The organism is Arsukibacterium perlucidum DSM 18276 (assembly GCF_000382165.1).
GTDB lineage: Bacteria > Pseudomonadota > Gammaproteobacteria > Enterobacterales > Alteromonadaceae > Alishewanella > Alishewanella perlucidum.
In genome coordinates this window covers 90493-113841 of record NZ_KB907702.1, presented here as the reverse complement: position 1 = coordinate 113841, position 23349 = coordinate 90493, and the positions used below count along the sequence as shown (strand labels likewise).

Genomic DNA, 23349 nt, shown 5'->3' with positions numbered 1-23349 from the left:
AGGATCTTATGACCCTATGACCTTATGACATTAATCGCCGCCAGGCCAGCGTTAGCGCTGGCCTACTTTACCTATTTTGGTGTGCTGGGTATTTTTGTACCTTACCTGGGGCTGTTTCTGGATGGTCGCGGTTTTGACTCCCGCCAGATAGGCCTGATGCTGGCCATTGTAACGGCGACCCGGATTGTCGGACCAGCTATCTGGGCCGGCTTAGCAGAGCGCAGCAGTAAGCCACTCAGGGTGATGCAACTAGGTGCCGTACTGGCCTGCATTGGCTGGTTAGGCAGTTTTATCGATGCTGGTTTTGGGCTGTTACTGGCCGCACTGGCGTTGTTCAGTTTTTTCTGGACCGCCATATTACCGCAACTGGAAGTCTCCACTTTTTTATTTCTGAATAATAACACTGAGCAATACAGCCGGATCCGTTCTGCGGGAAGTGTTGGCTATATTGTGCTGGTGATGCTGGGCGGCTGGTTTTATCAGCTGTATGGCAGTGAGTTTATGCCGGCCACTGCGCTGGCATTTTTGTTACTGTTAGTGTTTTGTCTGTTCAACCTGCCAGCCCTGACCCCAACACACGACGCCACAACCACAGTATTGTCTTACCGGCAGCTGGCTAAACACAAGGTATTGTGGGTTTTTATGGGCGCAGCACTACTGATGCAAATCAGCTTTGCGCCTTTTTACGGTTTTTTCACTCTGTACAGCCGCGATTTAGGCTATTCCGGCAGCCAGACCGGTTTGTTGATCAGCCTGGCGGTAGCCGCTGAAATTGTGGCCTTTTACTACGCGGGGCGCCTTATGCGCAATCGCAGCTATCGCCTGTTACTCGGCATTTGCTATGGCTTAACCGCCATTCGCTGGTTAATGGTCGCCTTATTGGCCCATTCAGCCTGGTGGCTGGCGCTGAGTATGTTGCTGCATGCCGGCAGTTTTGCTATTGCCCATAGCTGCGCCATGCAGTTTATTCAGCAGGTATTTCCCAAAGCGCAGCGTGGCCGGGGTCAGGCCATTTATGCCGGGCTGATTTTTGGCGGTGGTGGGGCTATCGGTGCTTATCTGGCTGGTTTTAGCTGGCAAAATGGCGCGGGTGCGACAGAAACTTTTATCTTCGCCGCCGGCTTCGCGCTGCTGGCGTGTCTGTTGGTGTTAACACTGCCAAAAAATATAGCGAATATAGAATAAAAACAGTTATTTGCTGAGGGCGTCGAACCGGATTGCCCACGCCGACACGCCGTAAATACATCCATGTAGGCTCGTTTCCGCCCGTCCAGGGCTTCAACGGTCGGCTTAGGGCATTCCGATTCTCGCTTTTGAGTCCTGACTTACCATCCTAAGGTAAGCTTTAGCGAGTCAACCAGCTAAGTATTGCTTTAAACACTTTGCGGTTAAACGGCGGATAAATAAACTGGCCACTGTTGAACCGGCCTTTCTGATGGACGGCTTTCTGGTGCGAGAACCGTAAAAAGCCTTCTTTACCATGGTAGTTACCCAACCCCGACGGACCAATGCCGCCAAAGGGCAGGTCGTCTTGTGCCACGTGCACCAGGGTATCGTTAATACACACGCCCCCGACATGGGTTTGCTGTAGTACCTGTTGCTGAACCGCTTTATCATTGCTCATTAAATATAGCGCCAGTGGCCTTGGCCGCTGCTGAATGTAGTTAAGGGCATCATTAAGTGTTTTGTAGGGAACTAACGGCAGCAAAGGGCCAAATATTTCCTGCTCCATTAAGTTGCTATTATCATCAGCGCCGATAATTAACTGCAGCGCCAACCGCCGCTCACTGTTGGCCCGCACGGGTTCATTATTACCACTGCTATCAGCACAGTTAACTACCCGGGCGCCGCTGCTTTGGGCATGTTCAAGCATTGTCATCAGCCGCTGATACTGGGCCGGGTTAATCACTGCACTGTAATCCGGGTTAGTGGCAAAATCCGGGTAAAACCCGCTAAAAGCCTGGCAAAGTTCGGTTATCAACAGTTCCAGCTTGGCAGCGGGAACCAGAATATAGTCGGGCGCAACGCAGGTTTGACCGGCGTTGGCGGTTTTGCCGAATAAAATACGTTTCGCTATCTGTGGTATGTCGGCATCAGGTGCAATCAGCACCGGGCTTTTGCCGCCCAGCTCCAGGGTTACCGGCGTCAGGTTTGCAGCAGCGGCCTGCATGACTTTACGGCCGACCGCGGTCGAGCCGGTAAACAGCAGATGATCAAACGGCAAGCGGGAAAATTCAGCGGCAATCTCTGCTTCTCCTTCAATGACAATAACCTCAGCCGCTAATGCCTGCCGGCATATTTGGCTTAGCACCTTATTGGTCGCCGGGGTATATTCCGATAGTTTCAGCATAGCTTTATTACCAGCGGCAATGGCGGCCATTAGCGGGCCAAGCGCCAGGTAAATGGGGTAGTTCCATGGCACGATAATGCCTACAACGCCTAACGGCTGCAGCATAACTTTGTTGCTGGCAGGCAAAAAGCTGTAATGGACATGGCGTTTTTCCGGCTTTAGCCAGTTTTTTAACTGCTTTATATGGTAATCAATGCCGCTTAAGGATGGCATAATTTCCAGCAAACGGGTTTCGTCACTGCTGCGATAACCAAAGTCACTGCTTACTGCGTCACATAACGCTTCACTGTATTGCCGGATAGCCTGGCGCAGCGCTTTTAGTTGTTGCTGGCGCTGCGCCAGTTCCGGATAAGGGCGGAGGCTGTAAGCCTGTTGTAGTTGCTTAAATTGCAGCTCGAGTGCTGACATTGGTGTCCCTTTCAGTCGTGTTAGCTATCTGGCTGTACTCTAAACCAGTCAGACCAGTGCGGCAAGCACGTGTCGCCCGGGTGACGAATAAGTCGGATGACAATAGACATCGGCTGGCAATACTGGGCAAGTACAACGGAAATCGTTACAATGCGCGCCATTCGTTAACAGTCATCCGGACGCAACTGACTCCATGATTAATCTATTTCGCTTAGGTCTTATTATTAATCCGTTGGCGGGCCTGGGCGGTAGTGTTGCCCTAAAAGGTAGTGACGGTATGGCGACAGAAGCCCTGGCGTTGGGCGCCATACCGATGGCCGGTGAACGGGCAGCCGTGGCACTGCAGCAACTGCTGGCTTTAAAAGAGCAGTTTCAGGTAGTTACCGTTGCTGGCGAAATGGGCGCTGATTTGTGTCAGCAATTAGGGCTGAATTATCAGGTATGTTATACCCCGCCAGCAGTTGCCACCACGGCTGCAGATACTGAGCAGGCGGCGCTGGCAATCGCAGAGCAGGGTGTTGATTTGCTGCTGTTTGCTGGTGGCGATGGTACAGCGCGGAATTTATGTAGTGTTATTGGCAGTAATACCACAGTGCTGGGTATTCCGGCCGGCTGTAAAATTCATTCCGGAGTTTATGCTATTTCACCGCAGGCCGCAGGCAAGCTGGTACAACGGCTGATTAGTGGCCAGTTAGTTACCCTGGCTGAGGCGCCGGTAATGGATATTGATGAAACAGCATTTCGGGATGGTGTGGTAAAAGCCCGTCGCTACGGCGAAATGCGGATTCCGGCAGAGCTGCGCTATGTGCAGAGTGTTAAAGCCGCGGGTACGGAATCTGAAGAATTAGTGCTGGACGATTTGGCCGCTTATGTCGCTGGTTTAATGGAAGATAATGTCCGTTATGTGATGGGCTCTGGCAGCACTGTCGCGGCAGTCATGGCAGAGCTCGGCCTGGCCAATACTCTGCTGGGTGTTGACGTGGTAGAGAATGGTGAGCTGATAGCCAGTGATGTGACGGCAACCCGGTTGCTGGAACTGGTTGCAGATTATCCGAGCAAACTGGTAATTACCCTGATCGGTGGCCAGGGCCATGTTTTTGGGCGGGGTAACCAGCAGTTGTCACCCGCAGTGATTAAAGCGGTTGGTCGTGAGAATATTATGCTGCTGGCCACCAAAACCAAGTTACAACAATTGAATGGCAGGCCATTGCTGGCAGATACCGGTGATCAGGCACTGGATAAAGCTCTGCATGGTCTGCTAAATGTGCTGACCGGTTATAACGATTATGTTATTTACCGCTTAGGTTATGAGGATGAGGAATAGCATGAGTCAACTGGCGAAACCAGAGCAGTATATTGATGCCGCAGCAGATTATTTTGATAGTCTGATCCCACAAGCCACTGACGATCAGTTATTTGCTGCCGGTTATTTACGCGGTCATTTCGATTTGGCTGTGGGCAGCCTCGAGGTCATGGCTGAGCCCTTTGATAAACCCCTGTTGTGTCACTGGGTGGAGCAAAGTCTGGCAAAGGCGATAGCAGCAGGTGAACTGACCACAGATGATCAGCGACATGTGCAGCAGCTGTGGCAGCGGTTGCAGCTGCTATAAGCTTCACTGGCAAGACATTCGCGCCGCGATAGGTTAGTATGTTCGCCGAATTTAATTACTGCCTGGCACACTATTTCTGCCGGCAGCCCAGCAAAAGTGGAATTTATGTCTGATAAATATGCAACGCTAGAACAACACGCCAGCTATGGTATTGGTTTACAGATGGGCCAGCAACTGGCTGACAACCCTTTCGACGGCTTAGATATTACTGCGGTGGCCGCTGGCTTAGCAGCTGCTTATAACGAGCAGGAGCCTGAGGTAAGTGAAGATCAGATCCGGGCGGCATTTGGGGTGATCAGCGAGCGGATGCAGGCAGCTGAGCAGGAAAAAGCCAAAGCGCTGGCCGAAGCAGGGGAAATGTTCCTGGCAGAAAACGCCAAGCGTGCCGAAGTGACTGTTACCGCTTCTGGTCTGCAATATGAAGTACTGGTAGCTGCTGAAGGCGAGAAGCCAACAACTGCCTCAACCGTACGAACGCATTACCATGGCACCCTGATTGACGGCACGGTGTTTGACAGTTCTTATCAGCGTGGCGAGCCGGCAGAATTTCCGGTTTCAGGCGTTATTGCCGGCTGGACTGAAGCGTTACAATTAATGGCTGTTGGTTCAAAGCTGCGCTTATTTGTGCCGCAGAACCTGGCCTATGGTGAGCGCGGCGCAGGTAATGCAATCGCCCCATACAGCACTCTGGTATTTGATGTAGAACTGCTGGCTATTCTGTAACGATAACTGCAGTTGAAAGTAAACTGAGCCCTGCCATAGCAGGGCTTTTTGTATGAGGCTTTTAGCAAGGGCCTTTTAGCAAGAGCCTTAGCGGTAGGGGTTATTTGAAATCCGGCCGAGCTGGCCAATTAACACCACAACGGCTGTCAGCAAATAGGCTGCCAGAATCAGCATACTCCAATATGCCATACTCAGGCCTAAAAACTGCCAGTCTACTGCGCCACAACTACCCGTTACTTCAAATACCCCCGGCAACCATTTATCCAGAGCCAGCCAGGCAGGAAAATCAGCAAATAAAGCACAGCTGCTAAAACCACCCGCAGCCAGAGTCTGTTCAATATTAACCAGTTCAACCGCATGATACAGCCCGATGGCCGCACAGCTCAGCCACAGGGCGATAGCCAGCACCCGAATACTGCTTTGTTGCGGAGCCATTACACCAATAAGCCCCGCAAGCAGAACACCGGCAAAGGCGGCCCGGATATAAATACATTTTATGCAGGGTTGCAGATTAAGCACATATTGAAAATATAAGCCGCAGGCCAGCAAAGCCAGGGCACTTACAATCAGTAAAAACCAGGACAGGCGATGGCGTGATATTTTTTTTATTGTAGCCAGCATAGATGTTCCTATTGGTATAACAATCAGCTAATTGGCTAATTTAAGGGATTTATCAACATTACACAATTGTTGTGTTAGTTCAGTCTGGCTATTTTTAAGTGCCGACTTGTTAACTGGCAGCGCTCTGGTACAATCAGTCAACTTGTATGATGACCCTGACGGATTTTTTGGCATGACCAATCTGATTAAAGCGCAAAGCCCTGCCGGTTTTGCAGAAGAGTATATAGTTGATTCGATCTGGAACGGCAAATTTGCGCCTGGATCAATTTTACCGGCAGAGCGCGAACTGTCTGAATTGATTGGTGTAACCCGGACCACCTTGCGCGAAGTACTGCAGCGTCTGGCCCGCGATGGCTGGCTTACTATTCAGCATGGTAAACCTACCAAAGTGAATAATTACTGGGAAACCTCAGGCCTGAATATTCTGGAAACGCTGGCCCGGCTGGACGAAGACCAAATGCCAAAACTGGTCGATGATTTGCTGTCAGCACGGACTAATATCAGCGCTATTTATATTCGTGGTGCTATTAAAACGCATCAGCAAGAGGTGATAGCCGCATTTACTGGTGCTGAAGTGCTGGATGATTCGGCGGCTGCTTTTGCTGAGTTTGATTACAATCTGAATCATGAAATGGCGTTGCATTCATCAAATCGGATATATGTCCTGATCTTAAATGGTTTTCGTGGCTTGTATAACAAAATTGCCCGCTTTTACTTTTCGCATCCGGCAGCACGTGAGCTGGCCCGCAAATACTATGCACAGCTAAAACAATATGCTGAAGCTGGTAAACACGATGAAGTGGTAATGGCAGTGCGTAAATACGGGATTGAGAGCGGTAAGATTTGGCAGGAGTTAAGGCCGGATATACCTAAAGACCTGATTGAATAACGTCAGATCTGCTTACGTAAGACAAAAGGCTGCTCATTGCAGCCTTTTTTGTGAGCGTTATTCGGCCAGATAGCGTCTTGCTAAGCTTGTTGTTTTAGGCGCTGCCATTTATGATATCAGGTTATAAGATATCTCTTTTAGCTATAAGCGGCAGAGCCGTGCGCAATAGGTCCGAGGATGAAACAAGCACCAGTAAGCCCCCAAACCAAACCTGCAGCTAGTTATCTGGATATTTATTTAGATAATAATGCCACCACACCGGTGCTGCCAGTCGCGGCGGCGGCGGCAATGCAATGTATGCAGCAGCAGTTTGGCAACCCCAGTAGCAGCCATACCACCGGCATTAAAGCCAAAGCAACCCTCGAGCATGCCCGCAGCCTCGCCCGGCGGGTTACCGGTGCCGGCGATGGCCGTATTTTGTTTACCTCGGGTGCCACTGAGGGTATTCAAAGCTCGGTGGTATCTGCTTTGCTGGCGTTGCGGGAGCAGGGAAAAGGCGGGCCGGCAACCCTGCTGCTGTTCGGTGCTACTGAGCACAAAGCAGTGCCAGAGAGCTTGAAACACTGGAACAGTGTGTTGCAGCTTAACGCAACAATAAAAGCTATTCCGGTTGATCAGAATGGTCAGTTGGATTTTGCATTTATTCGCCAACATGCTCCGGCTGCCGGGCTTATTTGTACCATGGCCGCTAACAATGAAACCGGCATTAAACAGCAATTAACTGAACTTGAGAACTGCATTCGTGCTGCAAATCCAGCTGTATATTGGTTAGTGGATTGCGTGCAGGCACTGGGTAAAATGTCGCTTAAACTGGCCGATACCACTATCGATTATGCGCCTTTTAGTGGCCATAAACTTTATGCACCCAAAGGTATAGGCTTTTTGTATGTCAGAGCCAGTGCGCCTTATCAGCCGTTTATTACAGGTGGCGGTCAGGAGGGCGGCTTGCGCTCCGGCACCGAGAATTTACCGGGTATTGCCGCGCTGGGGGCTGTACTGGCCGAGCTGCAACGTACTGATAGTAAAATATTTCAGCCAGAGCAAACGCTGTGGGATTACCGGGCCGATTTAGTTGCGGCACTACGCTACGTATTTCCGCAGCTGCTGCTGAACAGTGAGCAGCCTTATATCGTGCCAACCACGGTGAATTTTTCAGTGCCGGGTTTTTACAGTAAAGACATTATGGATTTGTTTGACGCCGCGGGGATCCGGATAAGTTCCGGCTCCGCCTGTAGCTCAAAAGTACCCAGCAGTTTTGTACTGGATGCGATGGGCTTAGCTGCCTGGCGCAGCCAGGGTGCTATTCGTTTGTCATTTGGTCCGGCGATGACGGCGATGGAATGTGCAGATGCCTGTAACGCTATCCGGGCATTAAAATCAGTGGTAAATAAACATTGTCTGGTGGTAACAGATGCAACGCCAACTCTGGAGATCCACGCCAATGGTTTGGTGCAACTGAAGCATGAAGATAGCTGCAGTTACCTTTTAATTGATGCGGCCAGTAGCCAGGCATTGGTTATAGATCCGGTTGCGGCGCTGGTAAACCGGATTATTAATATCGTTCAGGGGCGGCAGTTACAGTTGTTGGCCATTCTGGAAACGCATCAGCATCCAGAGCAACAGCCAGAGCAACAAAGCGCAGCGCTATTGCTGCGTCAGGCGTTAAACTTTAACCAGGATGATTGTGATGAATTTGGCTGGCCAACTGGCACAGAGCAGCTTAACCTGGCAAATTTACAGTTGAGCCGGCTGGCTACGCCCGGTCATTGTGCCCATGCCATCAGCATTATTCTGCGCCGGCAGCAAAAAGCGATAGCGGCTTTTGTCGGAGATGTTATTTTACCAGGAGGCATTGGCCGCACTGATTTAGCCGATGGCAATGCTACGGTGTTACAACACAGTATTCGCAAGCTGGCAGAACAAGTCGAGCCAGATACTTTACTGTTATCCAGTCACGATTACGCCCAGCGTTTTGCCACTACATTGCAGCTGGCGCGGCAGGAGAGTGAATTATTCGATAAAGTACTGGCGGGGCAAGCTGCAGCAAACTGGCAGCAGCAATTAAACGCCCAGACTGCCTTATTGCAACAAGCCAGCCATTATTATTGCGGCCTGGTCGAGGTTGCCGTAACGGATGCCAGTCGTTTGCTGGATAAAACTGAGCTTGCCGGCGTATTGCAGCAACAACCAGCGCTGCAGGTGGTTGATGTGCGGGAGCCACATGAACAAACAGCCGGGCCTTTGCAACAGCATCTGCCTGCCGTAACAGAAGTGCTGGCTGTGCCTTTATCGAAGCTATGCGATGCGTTAATTAGCGGGCAGTTGACACCCGGGAGGCCGTTACTGCTGGTATGTCGCAGTGGCAATCGTAGTTTGCTGGCATGCAAGGTGCTGCGCCGGTTTGGCTTTGCAACAGTGTATAACTTAAATGGTGGCATGGCGATGCTGGTTTAAACCCGCCAGGGCTGCAGTAAAAGGCAAAAAAAAGCGCCGTTTGCACGGCGCCAAGTTTGCTCCACCAAGCTTTTACTTCCTGATCAGTAGAAAAATTGCTGTAACGGATTTAATAAGCGCGTCAAACCTTTATTAAACTTTAACGGTGCGCTTAGCACTGATAAACACAAACAATCTTCGTCTGCCAGTGTTCTGGGTGTGTGGGTGTCGTCCGGTGAATTAATCAGCAAATCACCTACACCATACTCGCCATTCTCATCGACTATTTTGCCTGCCAGTACTAATGTCATTTCCAAACCAAGGTGGGTATGATTTGGTACCTCGGTTCCTTTATCGATATAAAGCAACGAAACATGCTGCTTATCAGCTGTTGGTAGCTTAGCTGTTGCAATACCGCCCAGCTGCAGCCACTTGTTTTGCTTTTCTGCCAACCTTGCCAGCGCTCTGGGGATCTCGAAGGTTCTGCCATTGACAGTAACACTGGATACCTGAGGCGAAGTGCTGGCAAGCCCTGCACGCGACGGCGACAATGCTGGCTGGCTGGTAATAAAATCCAACATACTCTGCCACTCTTGCTCAGCGTCCCGACTACTAACTTGCTGCTCTGTTAGCTCTGCTGCCTGATCATTAGTAATATCTTTACTCAAATGCTGGCAATGCGGGCATAAATCAATGTGAGCTGAAACCGCTAGTGCAACGTCAGCAGATAGTGACCCTTCAACATATTGTTCCAGTAACATTAAACCTGGGTGAAATTTAACTGCGTGTGTCATCTAATGCGCCTCTCAATCTGTCCAGAGCCAGTCTTATCCGGGATTTCACTGTGCCTAAGGGTATTGCTAATTCGTCAGAAACTTCCTGATGGGATTTTTCTTCAAGGTAAACTTTTTGCATAACCATACGTTGCGCCGGTGGCAGGGCGTCAAAATGAGGAGCCAGTTTTTCACTCATCAACATGGTATCCCAATTATCAGAGCTGTTGCTTTCCTGCTCCGGATAATCGCCATCAAACCATAAATCGTCAGCACTGATATCGTCTTTGCGGCTTTGTTTTTTGCGTAACATATCAAAGCGAACGTTTCGGGCTATGGTGAAAATCCAGGTTGAAGCGCAACCACGGCTGGCATCAAACAGCCTGGCTTTACGCCAGACGTTCAGCATTGCGTCCTGTACCATCTCCATCGCTTGCTGTTCATTGCCGAACATTTTAATGCCGAAGGCCCGCAGTCTTGGTGCAAAATACTTGAACAATTCAGCATATGCTGCTTTGTCCTGGTTTATCGCAACCAGCGTCAGGGCGTCTTCCCATTGACCGGTTCGTAGCTCGTTATCAGTACTGATAGTCATAAGCTGGCTATTTCGCTTCTGCTTGGATAAAGCATCATGATGCCCTGATAGCACGGTAGTTTCCAACATATTTGTATATCCCGGCTTTGTGAAGTTACTTACTGTATTAGCGATTGGCTGTTTATACGCAGCAGTGCTGATGTCGGTTTGTAATTTATTTATTCATAAAATCGAAAGGATTTTGCTTTTTATTGCAATTAACATCCTATAAATTTGATGTATCATCGGCGGACATTTGGGCGAAAGCATTAAGGAAAAAATATGAAAAATGTTCTGGTGGTAAACAGTTCAATAAGTGGTGACAACGGTCACTCAAATAAGTTAAGCAAAGCGTTTCTGGCAAAGCTTGGCAATGACATAAACCTGACGGAAGTTGACCTCAGTGCTGCGCCGCTTCCTCATCTGGATATGAAAGAAATAGCGGCCTGGATGACACCTGCCACAGAGCGTACTGCTGAACAAGTGCAGTTGGCTGGTTTATCTGAACAAGTTATTGAACAGATAAAAGCAGCTGATGTTATTGTTTTTGGCGTGCCGATGTATAACTTTGGTATTCCGTCTCAACTTAAATCAATGCTGGACCGGCTGGCCCGGGCCGGAATTACCTTCAAATATACTGAAAATGGCCCGGTTGGCCTGCTTGCTGATAAACCAGTGATCATTCTGGCAACCCGCGGTGGGGTATACCAAGGCACGACAGCAGATAGTCAGACGCCTTTCTTAACCAGCTTTTTTAACTTTATTGGCTTAACCCAATTGCACTTTGTCTATGCAGAGGGTTTAAATATGGGTGAAGAGGCTGCAGACAAAGCATTAACAGCAGCCCGCCAACAATTAGACCGCTTAAGCAATAAAGTGGCGGCATAATCTGCTGTTGTATTGAATATCAAAAGCTCCTGAAAAAAATGCGCGGCTTTATTCCGCGCATTTTTTTTTCATAAAATCCGCTCACTAATCTGGCTTACTGACAGCCTAAATAACAGTAGCTACAGGTAAATCTGGCTCATATCTTTGCTAATCAGCCGCATCCAGTTGCGTTCGGCTGCAAGGCTTTGTATAACAGGGCGTCGTTAATTAAGTACAAGACTATTAATATGAACATATTCCATCACCCGCTGCTTGGTGCAGTGACCGCCGGTTTACTGCTTACCAGTGGTCTGGCAATAGCCAAAACAGAACCGCAAACCTGGAACAGTGCACCTGTTACCGCGCAATCGGTTTATCAGACTAATCCAGCTATTAAGCTGACACTTGAACAGATCATGGCTGATCCTGACTGGCTGGGGCGCTCGCCACAGGATGCATTTTGGGCGTTTGACAGCAGCAAGGTGTTCTATCAGCAAAAACGTGCTGGTAGTGAATTGCGGGATCTATATCAGCGACCGTTAGATGGCAGTGACAATGGGGTAGCGGTGGCTTTATCGCAATTGCACCAGATTGGCAGCACAAATGTGCAATATAGCGCTGACCGGCAATTGCAGGCATGGGTATTTGAGGGCAATATTTTTGCCCGCAAAGCCGATGGCCAGCTCATTCAGGTAACCCGCAGTAATGCAGGTTTTAGTCACCCTCAGTTTCTGCTGGATAACCGCCTGGTTTATCGTCAGGGTTGGACATTTTTCAGTGTTGATCTAAGTAGCGGGCTGAGCAGTGAGTTAATTAGCCTGAAAACAGCAGATAAGCCAACTGCACCAGCCATACCAAGCGGTTACCTGGCACAGGAACAACATAAGCTGATTGAATATGTGGCGAAAAGCCAACGTGATAAAAATGAGCAGTATCAAGCGAAAAATGCGTTGCGTGCGGCAAACCCGTCAATGGCAGCTGTTGCTGCTTATTTTGGCAAAGATCAACAAATTGTCGACGCCAGTTTATCGCCTAAAGCCGATTATTTGCTGGTGGCAGTGCGTAAAGCCAAGCCGCGTAATGAAAAAGATATTATGCCCAATTATATTACCGCAAACGGTGATATTGCGGCGCAACCGGTAAGATGGCGGGTTAACGATTTTAAACCTGAACCACAACGTCTGTTGCTGGTGTCCTTAACCGACGGTAGCCAGCATCCATTAAGCTATACCAGCTTGCCAGGCTACAACGAAGATGTGCTGGCTGAGGTAAAGGCTGAAAACGCTAAAGCAAAAGGCGAAAAGTACAAAAGTGCTAATGTGATCCGGGATATCGGCCTGATGACTGACTGGTACTGGAGTCAGAGCGCGATGCGTTGGCACAATAGTGGCGAACAGGTGGCCATAATGCTGAAAGCCTTTGATAATAAAGATCGCTGGATAGCCACCGTTGATTTTGCCAAAAAAGCCCTGGTGCCGCAGCATCGTCTGCATGACAAAGCCTGGGTAAACTATGCTTTTAATGATTTTGGCTGGTTAAACAACAACCAGACTTTGTATTTTCTGTCTGAAGAAAGCGGTTACTCGCATTTGTACACTAAAGCATTAACCAGCCGTAAAGCTAAAAAGTTAACCTCTGGTACCTTTGAAGTCAGCAATCCTACATTAACCGCCGATGATAACCATATATATTTTAAAGCGAATGTCTCGCACCCAGGGATATACGAGGTTTACCGATTAAATCTTGCTAATACTAAAACTGAGCAACTAACTCGCTTAGGCGGTATGACAGACTTCACCCTGTCACCAGATGAGCAACAGTTACTACTTACCCATTCAACCAATCTGATGCCGGAAGATTTATATCTGATGGCCGCTAAGCCAGGTGCTGATGTGCTCAGGCTTACCGATACCGTATCCGCTGAGTTTAAACAACTGCCGTTAGTGGCGCCGCAGGTTGTGGCAGTGCCGTCCAGCCATACCAAGCAACCTGTATACAGTAAAGTGTATTATCCTGCTGATTATCAGCAGGGTGAGTCACGCCGGGCTGTTATTTTTAACCATGGCGCCGGTTATCTGCAGAACAGTGATTTGGGATGGTCTGGTTATTTCCGCGAGTTTCTGTTCCACAACTTGTTAGTGCAGCAGGGTTATGTGGTGATGGATATGGATTTTCGGGCTTCAAAAGGCTACGGCCGCGACTGGCGCACAGCTATTTACCGGCAGATGGGGACGCCGGAAATTGAAGATTTAGCTGATGGTGTAAACTGGCTGGTCGAAAATGCTAATGTTGATCGCAAGCGTGTTGGCACCTACGGTGGCTCTTACGGCGGTTTTATGACCTTTATGGCACTGTTTAAACAGCCTGAGTTGTTTCAGGCGGGCGCTGCACTGCGGCCGGTAAGTGACTGGGCGTATTATAATCACCCTTATACCTCTAATATTCTGAACACCCCGGATATCGACCCGATTGCTTATCAGCGCAGTTCGCCCATTTACTTCAGCCAGGGCTTAAACAAGCCACTGCTGATTAACGCGCCTATGGTGGATGATAACGTGTTTTTTCAGGATGTGGTGCGCCTGGTACAGCGCTTAATTGAACAGGAAAAGCAGGATTTTGAGACGGCGATTTATCCGGTAGAGCCACATGGTTTCCGCCAGCCAAGCAGTTGGCTGGACGAATACCGGCGGATCTATAAGTTGTTTGAGGAGAACTTGTAAGACACAGACAAAACGGAGATGAGGCAGGAAACCCGATTTTGTCGGCGCAGAGTGTCTGAGCCCTGCCGCAGGCAGCAGGGCGACAAAATTGTCAGGAACGATTTTGAACAGCTTTAGCTGGCCTCAGGTGCCGGGCAGGACAGACCGGCATAGTTGCTGCGACGAGCACAATCGGGTATTGCTGGCGAAATCTTTGTGCTGAGGTAAATAAAAAACGTCTCTGTTGAGACGTTTTTACTTCGATAACTTAATTAAACACTGCTACGACTTTTTCAACAAATCCCGGATTTCTGCCAGTAACTTAGTATCTTCCGGTACTTCGGCCACCGCTGCCGGCTTGGCTTCTTCTTTGGCTTTCATCGAATTCATTGCTTTAACACCGACAAATACCGCAAAAGCAATAATGATAAAATCAATAACGGTTTGCACAAACATGCCGTACTTAATAACGACTTCAGCCTGGCTTTCGGTGGCTTGTTGAATTACCAATGCTAAATCGCGAAAGTTAACCCCACCCAGCAGTACACCAATTGGCGGCATAATAACGTCATTAACAAAAGACGAAACAATTTTGCCAAAAGCGGCGCCAATAATAATCCCTACTGCCATATCCACAACATTGCCACGCATTGCAAAACTTTTAAATTCACTTAGCACACTCATTTTTAACTCCTGTTTTATTATCGTTATTAGCTGCCGGGACGCGTTGTGGTGCCAGGCAGCTAAAATCACTATAGACAGCTGTTGCTAATTTACCAGTGTGCTTAAAAATTAAATTGTGGCTCTGGCCAGTTAAGCTTGCCACTGGCTGTTACAAAGTCAGTATCTGCTGTAAATTCAAGCGTTTTACCAGAGTAGGGGTGTTGTATCTGTAAGCTGGCGGCGTGAAGAAGCAAGCGGGGAGCCGCAACTAGTACCGGGGATGGGGCGTAGAATGCATCACCTAGAATGGGGTGGCCTAATGTCAGCATATGTACCCGTAATTGATGTGAGCGGCCGGTAACCGGCAATAGCTCTACCAGAGCGGCAGCAGCCAGTTGCTGTAATACGCGATAATGAGTGACAGCGGCTTTACCTGTCTGCAGGCAGACCTTTTGGCGCGGAGCCTGTTCTGCATCGACCGTCAGTGGCCAGTCGATGCTGCCGCTTGCCGGGGCCGGCTTGCCGGCGACTACCGCCAGATAACGCTTTTTCACCAGTCGCTCAGCAAACTGACGTTTCAATTCACGTTCTGCTTTGCGCCTCAGCGCGATAACAACTACGCCTGATGTGCTTAAATCCAGCCGGTGCACCAGTTGCGCCAGCTCAAAATCCGCTTTAACCCGGCTGAATAAACTGTCTGCCAGTTCTGGATCGCGTCCGGGGTTGGTCAATAAGCCACTGGGTTTGTTCAGGACAATAATGTCTTTGTCCTGATATAAAATATCAAGCCACGGCTCTGTGGGGGGCATGTAGCAGAATGTATTGACCATAGCGCAGTATTAGCAAAAATCAGGCCTGCAGCATAACGGATTTTGCCCTGCAGACAAACTGCTTATCAGGCATAATGGCCGCTATCCGGATACCGAATTCTGAAATTTCAAATAGTGGGTGTAATTTTAATGGCAGATATAACTGAACTGGCAGTACTGCCGGCAACCGACCAGCCTTTTGACATCCTGTACCAGGACGAACAACTGCTGGTGGTCAGTAAGCCAGCCAAACTACTGACAGTCCCCGGCCGGCATCCGGCAAATAAAGACTGCCTGATCAGCCGGGTGCAGAGGGAGTGGCCGGGGGCAACGGTAGTCCACCGCCTGGATTATGACACCTCGGGCATTGTATTGTTGCCGCTGACCAAAAGAGCCCTCTCTGAGCTGAGTAAGCAGTTTCAGGCCCGCACTATCAATAAACAGTATCAGGCCGTGGTGGCAGGCCTGCTTGCAAATGAGCAGGGTGACATTAATCTGCCGATTACGGCGGATCCGGCAAACCGGCCACTTTATAAAATTTGCGACAGTGGTAAACCGTCCCTGACTTATTATCAGGTACTAAAACGAGATGACGCCCACCAGCAAAGTCGTGTGTTATTAACGCCGGTGACAGGGCGCTCACATCAGCTGAGGTTGCATCTGCAAGCAATTGGCCATCCAATTCTGGGCGACACTTTATACGGCAATCAGGCTGTTATTGCCAAAGCAGAACGCCTGCTGTTGCACGCTTGTAGCATCAGCTTTAAGCATCCGCTAACAGCTGAGCAGATAGATTTAAGTTACCCAGCAGAATTTTAACTAATTATAGGAATATACTATGGAAGCCAATCACGTCGAAATTCGCCATCTTACCAATCAGGATATGGCTGAACTTCGCGCAGCGTCGGAGCAAGTGTATCAAACCGGCCCGTTACTCACCTGGACTGCTGATATAGTTGATACCCTGTTAACCAAGTTTCCTGACGGCCAGATTTGTGTTTGTGTCGATGGCAAGGTTGTTGGCTGTGCTTTTTCACTCATTATTGATTACAGTAAATTCAGCGACGATCACACTTACGAGCAGATAATTTCCGGTTTTTCTTTTGATAATCACGATCCTAACGGTGATGTGTTGTACGGCATCGAAGTGTTTATTCATCCGGATTATCGCGGTCTGCGCCTGGCCCGTCGTTTATATGATGTGCGCAAAGAATTATGTGAAAACCTGAACTTACGGGCCATTATGGCTGGCGGCAGAATGCCGAATTATGAGCAGCATGCCGCTACACTGACAGCTAAACAATATATCGAAAAAGTAAAACGCAAAGAGCTGTACGATCCGGTACTGAGCTTTCAGTTGGCCAATGGTTTCCACGTTCGTAAGTTGCTTAAAGGTTATATTCCGGGCGATGTGGAATCGCAGGAATATGCCACCTTACTGGAATGGTTAAATATTTATTACACCAAGTCGGTAAAGCTGATTAATGCGCCAAAAGCCGACGTGCGGTTAGGCCTGGTGCAATGGCAAATGCGCAGCATGGAGAACATTGACAAGCTGTTTGAGCAGATGGAGTTTTTTGTTGATGCCGTGTCGGATTACAAAAGTGATTTTATTCTGTTTCCGGAGCTGTTCGCCGCGCCGTTAATGGCACACTACAATCATTTAAGCGTCACCGAAAGTATTCGCCAGCTGGCCAAATATACTGAAACCATCCGCGACAAATTTGTCGACTTTGCCATCGCTTATAACATCAATATTATTACCGGCAGCATGCCGTATTTAATCGACGGTAAGCTATATAACAGTGGCTTTTTATGCCGGCGTGATGGTAGCTGGGAGCAGTATGACAAAGTACATGTTACTCCGGCAGAGAAACGGAACTGGGCGATGACAGGTGGCAGTAAGGTTGAAGTGTTTGACACCGACTGTGGCAAAATTGGCATAATGATTTGCTACGATGTCGAGTTTCCGGAATACGCCCGCTTGTTGTCTGATCAGGGAATGAATATTTTGTTTGTGCCGTTTTTAACTGACACCCAGAATGGTTATACCCGGGTGCGGCATTGTGCAATGGCCCGGGCAATTGAAAACGAATGTTATGTGGCGATTGCCGGTGCGGTGGGCAACCTGGCCCGGGTTAACAACATGGACATTCAGTATGCGCAGTCAGCGTTGTTTACCCCATCAGACTTCTCATTTCCCACCACTGGTATTAAAGCGGAAGCTACCCCAAATTCAGAAATGTTGCTGATTGTTGATGTTAATCTGGATTTACTAAAAGAACTGCATACACATGGCAGTGTCCACACCATGAAAGACCGCCGGCATGATGTTTATCAATTGTCGTTACTCAACCCACCCAAAAAGAAAAAATAGCACTTTTCCAGTTCGTATCACTGGGTTTATAACCTATGCCATCAGCCAACTATTTATCGGCTGATGGCTTGTATTGATCTGGTATACACCTCATCATATTGATTAGTCGCTGCACTAACACATAGCAGACAGACTTTAACGAGGTGTTATGCGTTGGTTCAGTAGTTTCGCCATACTGGTTTACTTAAGCTTATTATGCTCGCCACAAGCATTGGCTGTGCATGATAGTCGTTTATCACCTCTGGCAGACACCCAGTTGCAGGGGCTTAACCCTGCCATTAATTCAACCCTTAACCAGCACGCTCTGCTGGCAGACAATGCCGCGGACGACGAACCGAAAGCGGCGCTGCCAGCTGCTAACAGCAGTTGTGCTGATGTCCTGTTTCCTGCTGCACCTGTCGTTACTTGTGACCTGGTAACCTTTACCCGTAACGGCCATCCGGCAAGAGCGCCTCCCGGCGTACCTTCACCCTGATACTTAAACCGCAACAGCTGGTCTGTTGCCATTGTTTCTGCCCCGCTATGGCCTTGCTGTAGTGGTGCTGAGTATGTGAAGGACAAAATAATGTTAAATAAAAACCCGGCCTGGCGCTATCTGGTCGTGATCGCCATGCTATTGATTTGTATGTTATACGCGTTGCCTAATTTATATCCGGAAGATCCGGCGCTGAACATCAGTGCCGCCCGCGGTGCTGTGGTTGCAGAGCACAGTGTTGTAGAGCTGGAGCAAGCTTTTGCCAAAGCAGATATTGCGGTTAAATCGGTGCAACTGCTGGATGGTAAAGTGCTGGCCCGGTTCGCCAGTGCCGAGCAACAACTGCAAGCGCGCGATCTGGCAAAAAATGTACTGGGTAGCAATTACATTACCGCGCTTAGCCTGGCACCGGCCACCCCTGACTGGCTGGCCGCAATTGGCGCAACACCAATGAAGCTTGGGCTGGACTTGCGCGGTGGTGTCCATTTTCTGCTGGCTGTCGATATGCAGGCTGCGCTTGATAAACACCTGACTGATCTGGTTAGTCGTTTTCGCACCGATTTACGTCAGGCACAAATTCGCTATCTTAGTGTTAACGCCGGGCCGGCTTTAGCACAGGTGGTAATTAAATTCCGGCAAGCTGACGATATGCATGCTGCAGTGTTGCTGCTGAGTGGGCAGGATCGCGAATTGCTGCTTACTGAAAGCCAGGACAAGCTGAGCTTGCAAGTTAGCTTAAGTGAGCAACGCCAGCGCGAAATCCGTAATTACGCACTGGAGCAAAACATCACCATCCTGCGTAACCGGGTCAATGAAATTGGTGTCGCCGAGCCGGTCGTGCAGCGTCACGGCGCCGATCGTATCGTGGTGCAGTTACCTGGCGTCCAGGACACCGTGCTGGCTAAAGAGATCCTGAGCGCGACCGCTACGCTGGAGTTTCGCCTGGTAGACACCGATAGCGATCTGGCCGCGGCGTTAGCGGGGCAGTTGCCGGTAAATGCTGAATTATATTACCACAATGATGGCACGCCTTTACTGCTGGATAAACGAGTACTGTTAACCGGTGATCATATTACTGATGCTACGTCAGGTTATGACGAATACAGTCAGCCCAAGGTGAGTATTAAGCTGGACACCGCTGGCGGCAGCTTAATGTCCGACGCGTCAAAAGATGTTGTAGGCCGCAGGCTGGCCTCAGTGTTTATCGAATACAAACCCGGCAGTGAGCTAAATGCTGATGGCACATCTGTATTGGTAAAACAGCAGGAAGTGATTAACGACGCAACTATTCAGATGCGCTTAGGCCGGGATTTTGACATTACCGGCTTAAGCTCACCTGCAGAAGCCCAGCATCTTGCCAGCTTATTGCGGGCTGGCGCCCTGATAGCGCCAATTCAGATTATTGAAGAGCGCACCATAGGCCCCAGCCTGGGTAAAGAGAATATTGAACTTGGGATCAGCGCTATTCAGTGGGGCCTGGTAGCAGTGCTGCTGTTTATGGTGGTGTATTACAAAGCATTTGGCTTGGTGGCCAATATTGCGCTTGGCGCCAACCTGATCCTGATGATTGGCATTATGTCGATGATCCCGGGGGCAACCCTTACGTTGCCTGGCATGGCCGGCATTGTACTTACCGTTGGTATGGCGGTAGATGCCAATGTGCTTATTTTTGAGCGAATACGCGAAGAGCTTGCTGAAGGCCGCTCGGTTCAGCAGGCGATTCATCAGGGCTATGACCGGGCTTTTGCCACTATTGCTGACTCTAATATTACCACCTTGCTGGTCGCTCTTATTCTGTTTGGGGTGGGAACGGGGCCGGTTAAAGGCTTCGCCATTACCCTGGCAATTGGCATTATCACCTCAATTTTTACTGCTGTGGTCGGCAGCCGTCTACTGGTTAATTTAATTTGGGGCGGCCGTCGTTTGCAGTCGCTGCCGTTGTAGGGAGTAAGGTATGCAAATATTTAATTTTAGCCAGCCGGTTAATTTTATGCGGCTTAAATGGCCGGCGTTGCTGTTATCCGTGTTATTGCTTATTGGCTCTGCTGCGTCAATGTTCAGCCAGGGTATTAACTGGGGCCTCGATTTTACCGGCGGCACCGTGATCGAAGTGGGGCTGAGTGAAACAGCAGACCTGACAGCGATGCGCCAGATGCTGGCCGGCGCAGGCTACCCTGATGCAGTTATCCAATTGTTTGGTTCAAGTAAAGATGTGCTGATCCGTATTCCGCTGCGGCCCGATCTGGAGCAGGCTAAAGTAGGGCAAGCAGTCCTGCAGGCGCTAACCGGTGAGCTGGCTGAACCGGTTAGTCTGCGTCGGGTAGAGTTTGTCGGGCCGAGTGTCGGCGAGGAGTTAAAACAAGACGGCGGCATGGCAATGCTGGTGGCACTGCTTGGTATTCTACTGTATGTGGCTGTGCGCTTTGAATGGCGCCTATCTGTTGGCGCAGTGCTGGCACTGGGGCACGATGTGATCCTGACGCTGGGGCTGTTTTCAGTGTTGCAGCTGGAGTTTGATTTAACCGTTCTGGCCGCTATTCTGGCGCTGATTGGCTATTCAATTAACGATACCATAGTGGTGTTTGACCGGCTGCGGGAGAGTTTTCGTAAGCTGCGCGATGCGACAGTCGATGAAACTATTAACCACGCCATTACCTCTACGTTAAACCGCACCGTGATAACCTCGCTTACCACAGTGCTGGTGTTGCTGGTGCTGTTTTTTATGGGGGGCGCGTTAATTCATGGTTTTGCCACGGCGCTGTTGTTCGGTATTGCCATCGGTACTTACTCTTCAGTGTATGTGGCCAGTGCTATTGCTGAGGTATTAGGCATTAGCCGGGAAGATATGTTGCCGCCCCCTGAACAGGACGATGCAGAAATCTCAGAGTTACCCTAATACGGCACAAAGCGGCCTTTACAGCTAATGCTGGTCAGTTAAACTTAACTGTTGCCAGCTTTGGCGTAGCAACGCATATTTTTCATGTTTTCGTTAACAAACCGGTAAGTTTTACCAACAGGTTTTTACTACTAGCTGCGTTCGAAAGTTGGGTGTTTCCGGCCAATGTTAACTATGCTACCGTCAGTAGGCATCTTCATTAATCTTAGGAATGGCCGGATGGCACACCACGTTGCTGCTGCGGACAACATCAAAGTTCAGGACAAGGCAGATCCAGCTGATGGGGTAATGGTCTTTGCCGATGACAGGAGCACGCCAGAGGTTGACTATCAATATTGGACGGTGCTTATTGTGGACGATGATCCTGAAATTCATCAGGTAACATTGCTGGCATTGCGCGATTTTAATTTTCAAAATCATAAGCTTAAATTTATCAGTGCCTACAGTGCCGCTGAAGCAAAACCGATCCTGGCTAACAATAGCGACATCGCGCTGGTATTGCTGGATGTGGTGATGGAAACCGATGATGCAGGCCTGACCCTGGTGCACTATATCCGGGATACCCTGCAAAACCATCTGGTACGCATTGTCCTTCGGACCGGTCAGCCAGGTCAGGCGCCGGAGCAAAAAATTGTGCAGGACTATGACATTAACGATTACCGGGCGAAAACTGAACTGACTGTCCAACGCTTAACCACAACCGTGTTGTCGGCGCTTCGTGCGTACACTGTTATTGCGGATCTGGCTAAATTAAATGACACCCTTGAAGCCAAGGTTCAGGCCAGAACAGCCGAACTGGCTGTTAGCAATCAGCAGTTACAGCAGTCGCTGGCAGAGCTGGAGGCTGGCCAACGGGCGGGTAAGCAGGTCCAATTTAACATGCTGCCAGCTGCCAGTTTCCAATGTGGCGATTATCATTTCAGCCATGCGTTGTATCCCTCGGCCTACATGAGCGGTGATTTTGTTGATTATTTTAATGCAGATCAGCATCAGGTAGTGTTTTACATTGCTGATGTTTCGGGGCACGGGGTGGCGTCTGCTTTTGTCACGGTATATTTAAAACGTTTTATCAGCTCTTATTATGAACGTTACCAACGAGGCAGTATTGATACCTTACTTGACCCTGCAGCCATGCTAACTGGGCTAAACAGCGAATTATTGCGGGAAAATATAACCAAATATATAGCGTTGTTTTATGCCGTACTTGATACCCAAAGCCATCAGCTGACCTATGCTAATGCCGGCGCTTATCCATGGCCTTTACTTCATAATGATCAGCAACAACAGCGCCAGGCAGATTACCTTGAGCTGAAAAGTACCCCGGTTGGGATGTTCGACTTTACTGAGTATCAGAACCACTCGCTTTTCATGCCAAAAGACGGTGGTTTGTTGCTGTGCTCGGACGGCCTGTTAGATGTGCTGCCACAACAGACAACTGAGCTGAAGCTGCAGTTTCTGAAAGAGCACAGCACGGTTGCAGCTGATATTGCCGGCTTGTTACAGGCACTGCAGGTAAAACCTGATCAGACATTACCTGATGACCTGACTATACTTAAAGTGAGCCGGTGCAATAACAACCAGTAAAGCAACCATCAAGCGAGTAACAGATGAGCGAGCAAGAACAGATCCTGTTTGCCAGCATTAATAACTGCTGTTATTTCAAATTATGCGGTGAGCTTCGCTATACCAATGCCACCGGCATGGATGATTTAATTGAACGGCTGTTCAGCACCTCAATACAATGTGGTCAGGTTGTGATCGATTTAAATCAGGCCACCTTTATCGACAGTACCTATGTTGGTTTACTGGCCAGCTTGGCGCGCTACTGTCATCAGCAACAGCTACCAAAGCCCACCCTTTTTTCTACCCAAAGTGAAATAAACGAACTGCTGTTTGGTTTGTGTCTGGATCAGGCTTTTCAGATTATTCAGCAGCCGACCAATTTACCTCTAAGCAATTTGCCGGCAGATATAACAAGTATCGCCGCTCAGTCATACAGCGAGCAGCAGCAGGGCAGTATGATTTTGCGGGCACATCAAGCGTTGATTGAGCTGAATGACAAAAATAAAGCTGAATTTCAGCCAGTGGTTAACTTGCTAAAACAACAATTAAAATAACTACTAACACAGTAAAATGTTCGTTGATTAACTTAATATTTGTAACATTTGGATCTGACCCCTAA

21 protein-coding genes are annotated in these 23349 nt (G+C 49.0%); 15 read left to right on the top strand and 6 right to left on the bottom strand.

Annotated features, from left to right (window positions below):
• Positions 1 to 24 precede the first annotated feature (24 nt).
• A complete protein-coding gene (locus H141_RS0102060; RefSeq protein WP_019674583.1) occupies positions 25 to 1185 on the top strand; it encodes an MFS transporter in 1161 nt (386 codons plus the stop codon).
• A gap of 160 nt (positions 1186 to 1345) precedes the next feature.
• Here the strand turns inward: H141_RS0102060 and H141_RS0102055 are convergent, their stop codons facing one another.
• On the bottom strand, positions 1346 to 2758 hold the full coding sequence (locus H141_RS0102055) for a coniferyl aldehyde dehydrogenase (RefSeq protein WP_019674582.1): 1413 nt from the start codon (positions 2756 to 2758) through the stop codon (positions 1346 to 1348).
• Between the two features lie 193 nt (positions 2759 to 2951).
• Between H141_RS0102055 and H141_RS0102050 the strand changes: the two genes are divergently transcribed.
• The 3 genes from H141_RS0102050 to H141_RS0102040 all read left to right on the top strand — a co-directional run bounded on the left by H141_RS0102050 (position 2952) and on the right by H141_RS0102040 (position 5091).
• Positions 2952 to 4082 carry an ATP-NAD kinase family protein gene (locus H141_RS0102050; protein WP_019674581.1) on the top strand — a complete coding sequence of 377 codons (1131 nt, stop codon included), beginning with the start codon at positions 2952 to 2954 and terminating at the stop codon, positions 4080 to 4082.
• A gap of 1 nt (position 4083) precedes the next feature.
• Positions 4084 to 4368, top strand: coding sequence for a YfcL family protein (locus H141_RS0102045; protein ID WP_019674580.1), 285 nt, complete (start codon positions 4084 to 4086; stop codon positions 4366 to 4368).
• A 105-nt stretch (positions 4369 to 4473) separates the two neighbouring features.
• Positions 4474 to 5091: a BamJ family beta-barrel-assembly machinery protein gene (locus H141_RS0102040; RefSeq protein ID WP_019674579.1), complete on the top strand. Its 618-nt coding sequence runs from the start codon at positions 4474 to 4476 to the stop codon at positions 5089 to 5091.
• Positions 5092 to 5178: 87 nt separating this feature from the next.
• Here the strand turns inward: H141_RS0102040 and dsbB are convergent, their stop codons facing one another.
• A complete protein-coding gene (dsbB, locus tag H141_RS0102035) occupies positions 5179 to 5712 on the bottom strand; it encodes a disulfide bond formation protein DsbB (protein WP_019674578.1) in 534 nt (177 codons plus the stop codon).
• A gap of 172 nt (positions 5713 to 5884) precedes the next feature.
• On the opposite strand from dsbB, the gene fadR reads away from it, so the two are divergent.
• Positions 5885 to 6601, top strand: coding sequence for a fatty acid metabolism transcriptional regulator FadR (fadR, locus tag H141_RS0102030; protein WP_026349171.1), 717 nt, complete (start codon positions 5885 to 5887; stop codon positions 6599 to 6601).
• Between the two features lie 177 nt (positions 6602 to 6778).
• Positions 6779 to 9055, top strand: a complete 2277-nt coding sequence (locus tag H141_RS0102025) for an aminotransferase class V-fold PLP-dependent enzyme (RefSeq protein ID WP_019674576.1) — start codon at positions 6779 to 6781, stop codon at positions 9053 to 9055.
• An 83-nt stretch (positions 9056 to 9138) separates the two neighbouring features.
• Here H141_RS0102025 and H141_RS0102020 read toward each other — a convergent pair whose 3' ends face one another.
• Together H141_RS0102020 and H141_RS0102015 are read right to left on the bottom strand one after the other, a co-directional pair.
• Positions 9139 to 9828, bottom strand: coding sequence for a ChrR family anti-sigma-E factor (locus H141_RS0102020; protein WP_019674575.1), 690 nt, complete (start codon positions 9826 to 9828; stop codon positions 9139 to 9141).
• Positions 9812 to 10471, bottom strand: coding sequence for a sigma-70 family RNA polymerase sigma factor (locus H141_RS0102015; RefSeq protein ID WP_019674574.1), 660 nt, complete (start codon positions 10469 to 10471; stop codon positions 9812 to 9814). Before H141_RS0102015 ends, H141_RS0102020 begins: the two co-directional genes overlap by 17 nt.
• A 192-nt stretch (positions 10472 to 10663) precedes the next feature.
• On the opposite strand from H141_RS0102015, the gene H141_RS0102010 reads away from it, so the two are divergent.
• A complete protein-coding gene (locus H141_RS0102010) occupies positions 10664 to 11269 on the top strand; it encodes an FMN-dependent NADH-azoreductase (RefSeq protein ID WP_019674573.1) in 606 nt (201 codons plus the stop codon).
• A gap of 227 nt (positions 11270 to 11496) precedes the next feature.
• A complete protein-coding gene (locus H141_RS0102005; RefSeq protein WP_019674572.1) occupies positions 11497 to 13968 on the top strand; it encodes a S9 family peptidase in 2472 nt (823 codons plus the stop codon).
• Positions 13969 to 14229: 261 nt separating this feature from the next.
• On the opposite strand, the gene mscL is transcribed toward H141_RS0102005, so the two are convergent.
• Complete coding sequence (mscL, locus tag H141_RS0102000; protein ID WP_019674571.1) at positions 14230 to 14631, bottom strand: large-conductance mechanosensitive channel protein MscL; 402 nt, start codon at positions 14629 to 14631, stop codon at positions 14230 to 14232.
• Between the two features lie 101 nt (positions 14632 to 14732).
• Complete coding sequence (locus H141_RS0101995; protein ID WP_019674570.1) at positions 14733 to 15419, bottom strand: RluA family pseudouridine synthase; 687 nt, start codon at positions 15417 to 15419, stop codon at positions 14733 to 14735.
• 150 nt (positions 15420 to 15569) lie between these two features.
• Here H141_RS0101995 and H141_RS0101990 point away from each other — a divergent pair, with 150 nt between their 5' ends.
• From H141_RS0101990 to H141_RS0101960, 7 genes are all read left to right on the top strand, one after another.
• Positions 15570 to 16238, top strand: coding sequence for an RluA family pseudouridine synthase (locus H141_RS0101990; RefSeq protein WP_033425330.1), 669 nt, complete (start codon positions 15570 to 15572; stop codon positions 16236 to 16238).
• Between the two features lie 19 nt (positions 16239 to 16257).
• Positions 16258 to 17796: a bifunctional GNAT family N-acetyltransferase/carbon-nitrogen hydrolase family protein gene (locus tag H141_RS0101985; RefSeq protein ID WP_019674568.1), complete on the top strand. Its 1539-nt coding sequence runs from the start codon at positions 16258 to 16260 to the stop codon at positions 17794 to 17796.
• Between the two features lie 148 nt (positions 17797 to 17944).
• Positions 17945 to 18271, top strand: coding sequence for a hypothetical protein (locus tag H141_RS20840; RefSeq protein WP_019674567.1), 327 nt, complete (start codon positions 17945 to 17947; stop codon positions 18269 to 18271).
• A gap of 90 nt (positions 18272 to 18361) precedes the next feature.
• Positions 18362 to 20215, top strand: a complete 1854-nt coding sequence (gene secD / locus H141_RS0101975; RefSeq protein ID WP_019674566.1) for a protein translocase subunit SecD — start codon at positions 18362 to 18364, stop codon at positions 20213 to 20215.
• A gap of 10 nt (positions 20216 to 20225) precedes the next feature.
• Complete coding sequence (gene secF, locus H141_RS0101970) at positions 20226 to 21167, top strand: protein translocase subunit SecF (RefSeq protein ID WP_019674565.1); 942 nt, start codon at positions 20226 to 20228, stop codon at positions 21165 to 21167.
• 219 nt (positions 21168 to 21386) lie between these two features.
• A complete protein-coding gene (locus H141_RS0101965) occupies positions 21387 to 22751 on the top strand; it encodes a SpoIIE family protein phosphatase (RefSeq protein ID WP_019674564.1) in 1365 nt (454 codons plus the stop codon).
• 23 nt (positions 22752 to 22774) lie between these two features.
• Positions 22775 to 23284: an STAS domain-containing protein gene (locus tag H141_RS0101960; protein ID WP_019674563.1), complete on the top strand. Its 510-nt coding sequence runs from the start codon at positions 22775 to 22777 to the stop codon at positions 23282 to 23284.
• Positions 23285 to 23349 lie beyond the last annotated feature (65 nt).